Raw genomic sequence first — 4,309 nt, forward strand, 5'->3', positions numbered from 1 at the left:
GAGCCCGACGGCGACGCGACCGAGTTCGCCCCGGTCGCGGGCTTCACCCCCGACGCCGGCCCGGCCGAGGCCCCGACCCGGGCGACGAGCATCGCCCCCGACGACGAACCCACCCACGTCTCCCCGACGGCACCCCCGGAGCCGGAGGTCACCCGGGCCGCCGAACCCCCGAGGCTCGACAAGAGCTGACTCCACCGAAACCACGAGGGGCGACACCGGAATCCATTCGGTGCCGCCCCTGTCCCTGTCCACATCCGGAAGCCCCGGTCGAACGGCCTCGCTCGTCGCCCGGTGGATTCATGACGGGTCGTCAGATGATCACTTGCGTGATCACTTGTGACCGTCATATGTACGCAACATGCGTGAAACGGGGAAGGCTCAGGATCAAAGAGGGGTCGACGTAGGAGGTGTCGCGTGCTGTATCGACTGAGGGTGTCGCTGCCGGACCGGCCGGGTTCGCTCGCGCGGGTCACACAGTTGCTGGGCGCGGCGGGTGCCGACGTGATGCAGATGACGGTGCTGGAGCGACTCGGCGGGCGCGCGGTGGACGAGTTCACCGTCGAGTGGGTGGGCGAGCGGGACGTCGCGGCGTTGGTCGCCCCGCTGGAGCGCTCGACGGGGGTGCGGATCGAGGGGTGCTGGGCCGCCGGGGAGGTGCCGGGGTCGGCGCCGGAGCTGGACGTGCTCGGTCAGGTCGCGCGTGATCCGGGTCGCGCGGTGGCCACGCTGATCGACGCGGCGCCCACGCTCTTCCACGCCGACTGGGCGGTGGCCGGCCGCGGCGGGCGCGGGCGACAACTCGTACACACCAGTTGGCGGGCCCCGGAGGGCCCGGCGCTGCCGGCGCTCACCCCGATGCGCCCGCTCGCCTTCGCGTACGAGGGCGACCCGAGCGGACACGGCGCGGCCGCGCCGATCGGGGCGTCGTGGCTGACCCTGTACGTGGTCCGCCACCAGGGCCCGGCCTTCCACCGCAGCGAGCTGGAGCGGCTCGGCCGGATCGTGGACGTCGTGCTGGGCGTGCTCGGCGAGCGCGGGGCGGCCAGGGCCGTGGGCGGCGTCGCGCCGTAGACCGCGCGAGGGCTCCCGGCCGGGGGTCGGCGCGTCACGTCGACCTGCGGCTTCGACCCCCCACGCCCGGGAACCAAACGTCGCCACCGGGCGTGTAACGGACGAGGCAACGTATGATCGGGTAATTGTGCGCATATCCGGTCTGCGCTGCCGACCGCACATCGAGCCCGGGGGCCGACGAAGGCGAAGAGATCTTGCAGGACAGGGACGAGACGTCCCCGGAGGCCGCAGGCCGGTCCGGGACGTCGGCCGAGCGGCCGGGCCCCGACGGCCCCGGCCCCGGCAGCCGCATACAACGACGCGCCGGCGACCGGCGACGCCGTCGCCGACGGATCCTGGCCTGGATCGCGACGGGCGTGGTCGGTGTCCTGCTCGCGGCCGGCGGCTTCGGCTGGTGGCTGTACGAGCGCCTGAACGGCAACATCCGCACGCAGGACTTCGCGCAGAACCTCCAGGACCGCCCGCCGCCCACCGGCGCCCTGAACGTGCTGCTCGTGGGCTCCGACTCGCGCGCCGGCGACAACTCCGCGTACGGCCGCGACGAAGGCGGTAGCCGGCGCTCCGACACCACGATCCTGTTGCACGTGCCGCAGGGGCGAAAGACCGCGACCGCGGTCAGCTTCCCGCGTGACCTGATGGTCGACGTACCGAGTTGTCCCACCGAGACCGGTGTCCAGCGGGCCTATTTCGGCCAGTTCAACAGCGCGATGGAGGTCGGCGGCGTGCCGTGTGTCGCGGCCACCGTGGAAAAGCTCACCGGTGCGCGGATCGACCACCAGATCACGATCGACTTCACCGGCTTCAAGAAGGTCGTGGACGCCCTCGGCGGGGTGCCGATGCACATCGACGCGCCGATCGACGACAAGGCCGCGCACCTGCAACTGCCGGCCGGCGATGTCACCCTCGACGGCGAGCAGGCACTCGGCTTCGTCCGGGTGCGCAAGTCCCTCGGCGACGGCAGCGACATACAGCGCATCGCCCGTCAGCAGGAGTTCCTCAAGGCGCTGATCGCCAAGGTCCAAGGCGAGAACCTGCTGACCAACCCGGCCAAGGCGTTCAACGTGATGGACGCCGCGACCAAGGCGATCACCACCGACTCGGGCATCAACACGCTGACGAGCCTGTACGACTTCGCGAACGGCCTGCGCGGCATCCCGCTGGAGCGGATCCACTTCGTGACCACGCCGATCACCACGTACGCGCCGGACCCCAACCGGGTCGCGCTGCAACAGCCGGACGCCGGGCAGTTGTTCACCGAAGTACGCGACGGCGCGCCCGCGCCGGTGCCGACCGCGACCGTGGGATCGACCCCTTCGGCTACCACGAAACCCTCGACGACGCGGCGATAAGTGTGACCGCGAAGTGCCCTGCGGCCGTTGAACTGTACGGTGCAGGGGTCCGCCGACGAGGTCGCGACGAAGCCCCCGAGCCCGAGTCGGTCGATGGGGCCGTCCCGGACGCTTTACGGTGGACACGCGAGGCGTGCTGGGTGCGGACCGAGGGGCTGGTGGCAGGGTCGCCATGACGGGTCGGGTTCTTCAGGTGGTGCAGGGCACCCGTTGGCGACGGCGGGCGGGGGAATACGCCTCGATCGGGGCCGCGGTGAGCGCGGCGGCGGCCGGCGACTCGGTGATGGTCGCGCCGGGGACATATCGCGAGGACGTGTACATCTCGGTCCCCGTGACGGTCGTGGGTTCGGACGGACCGGGCACGGTGGTCCTCCAGGCGGCCGACGGGGTCGCGCTGACGATCACCGCCGACGCGGCGGTGCACGGCCTGGTGATCGAGGGCGGCGCGGGCGTCTTGTCGCCGGCGATCGTGATCGAGGGCTGCGCGCCGATATTGGAGGAGTGCGTCGTGCGCGCGCTCTCCGTGGTCGGGGTGGAGTTGCGCGCGGGCGCGGATCCGATGCTGCGGCGCCTTCGGGTGACCAATCCGCAGGGCGTCGGTGTCGGGGTCACCGGGCGCTCGCGCGGCACCTTCGAGGACTGCGAGGTCGGCGACACCGGCCGCGAGGGCTTCGACGTGCGCGAGGGCAGCGCGCCCATGCTGCGCGGCAGCCGGGTGCGCGACGCGTCCGGGCACGGCATGCGCTTCACCGGCCCCGGCACCACCGGCCGGGTCCAGGACTGCGAGATCCACGACGGCTCCGACGCGGAACCGGCCGTGTTCGTCGGCGACCAGGCATCGCCGCACCTGACCGGCCTGCACATCCACGACGTCGGTGGCGGTGGCATCTGCGTCGCGGGCGGCGCGGCGCCGATCATCACCGACTCGCGGATCGAGCGGGTCGGCTGGGCGGGCATCTCCGTCGGCGGCCAGGGCAGCGCCGGATCGCTCTCGCGGACCGAGATCTGCGCGGTCAAGGGCACCGGAGTGCAGGCCGACGACCTCGCGACGTTCTCGCTCGACGACTGCACGATTCGCGACGCCGAGGGCAACGGCGTGTCCGTCGACCGCGGCGCCAACCTCACCCTGGTCGCCTGCCGACTGCGCGACATGGGCCGCAACGGCGTGGACGTGCACGGCCATTCCGAGGTCACCCTCAGCGGCTGCACCATCCGCAGCTTCGGCCGCAACGGCCTCTCGCTCGCCGACCACGGCGCGCGCGCGTCGGCGATCGACTGCGAGTTCCACGACTCCACCGGCGGGCGACCCGCGGTGTGGGTGGCCGACGGCGCCGACGCGGCACTCGGCGAGTGCCGCATCCACGACGTGCTCGACGGCGTGAAGGTGGCCGGCTCCGGGACCGGCCTGTCGATGCACGACTGCGAGATCCACGACGTCGAGGAGACCGGGATCGGGGTCGGCGCCGGCGCGGTCGTGTCGGTCAAGTCGTGCAAGGTCCGCAAGGCCACCACCGGCGTGTGGTTCATGGAGTCCGACTGCGGCGGCATCATCGCCGACTGCACGATCGAGGACACCACCGACGGCGTCTCGGTCACCGGCGCGGCCGGACCCACCGTGCGCCGGGTCCGGGTGGACCGCGCGACGGGCGAGGGCATCCGGATCTCCGGCGGCGGGCGCGGCGACTTCGAGGACTGCGAGGTGCTCGGCGGGCGCGGCTACGGGGTCAACGTGCGCGAGGGGTGCAGCCCGGTGTTCACTCGCTGCACCACACGCGACAACGCCAAGGGCGGCTTCGAGTTCGCCGGCCCCGGACCGGTCGCGATGGAGTGCACGTCCACGGGCGACGGCGGACCGGGAGCGGGCGCGGGCCCCGCCGCGCCGGCCGCCG

Annotated in this window: 3 protein-coding genes and 1 pseudogene; all 4 read left to right on the forward strand. The window is 72.5% G+C overall.

Annotated elements, in window-relative coordinates:
• Nucleotides 1-189 (forward strand): annotated as a pseudogene (locus GT354_RS24575) (hypothetical protein); the annotation flags it as partial.
• A gap of 225 nt (nucleotides 190-414) precedes the next feature.
• Nucleotides 415-1,071, forward strand: a complete 657-nt coding sequence (locus GT354_RS24580) for an ACT domain-containing protein (RefSeq protein ID WP_161358552.1) — start codon at nucleotides 415-417, stop codon at nucleotides 1,069-1,071.
• A gap of 194 nt (nucleotides 1,072-1,265) precedes the next feature.
• Nucleotides 1,266-2,420 (forward strand): LCP family protein, encoded by a 1,155-nt coding sequence (locus tag GT354_RS24585; RefSeq protein ID WP_161358553.1) that lies wholly within the window; start codon nucleotides 1,266-1,268, stop codon nucleotides 2,418-2,420.
• Between the two features lie 172 nt (nucleotides 2,421-2,592).
• On the forward strand, nucleotides 2,593-4,309 hold a 1,717-nt coding region (locus GT354_RS24590; protein ID WP_161358554.1), incomplete at its 3' end, for a right-handed parallel beta-helix repeat-containing protein.

The sequence above is a fragment of the Streptomyces sp. SID3343 genome (assembly GCF_009865215.1).
In the GTDB taxonomy this organism is placed as follows: Bacteria; Actinomycetota; Actinomycetes; order Streptomycetales; family Streptomycetaceae; genus Embleya.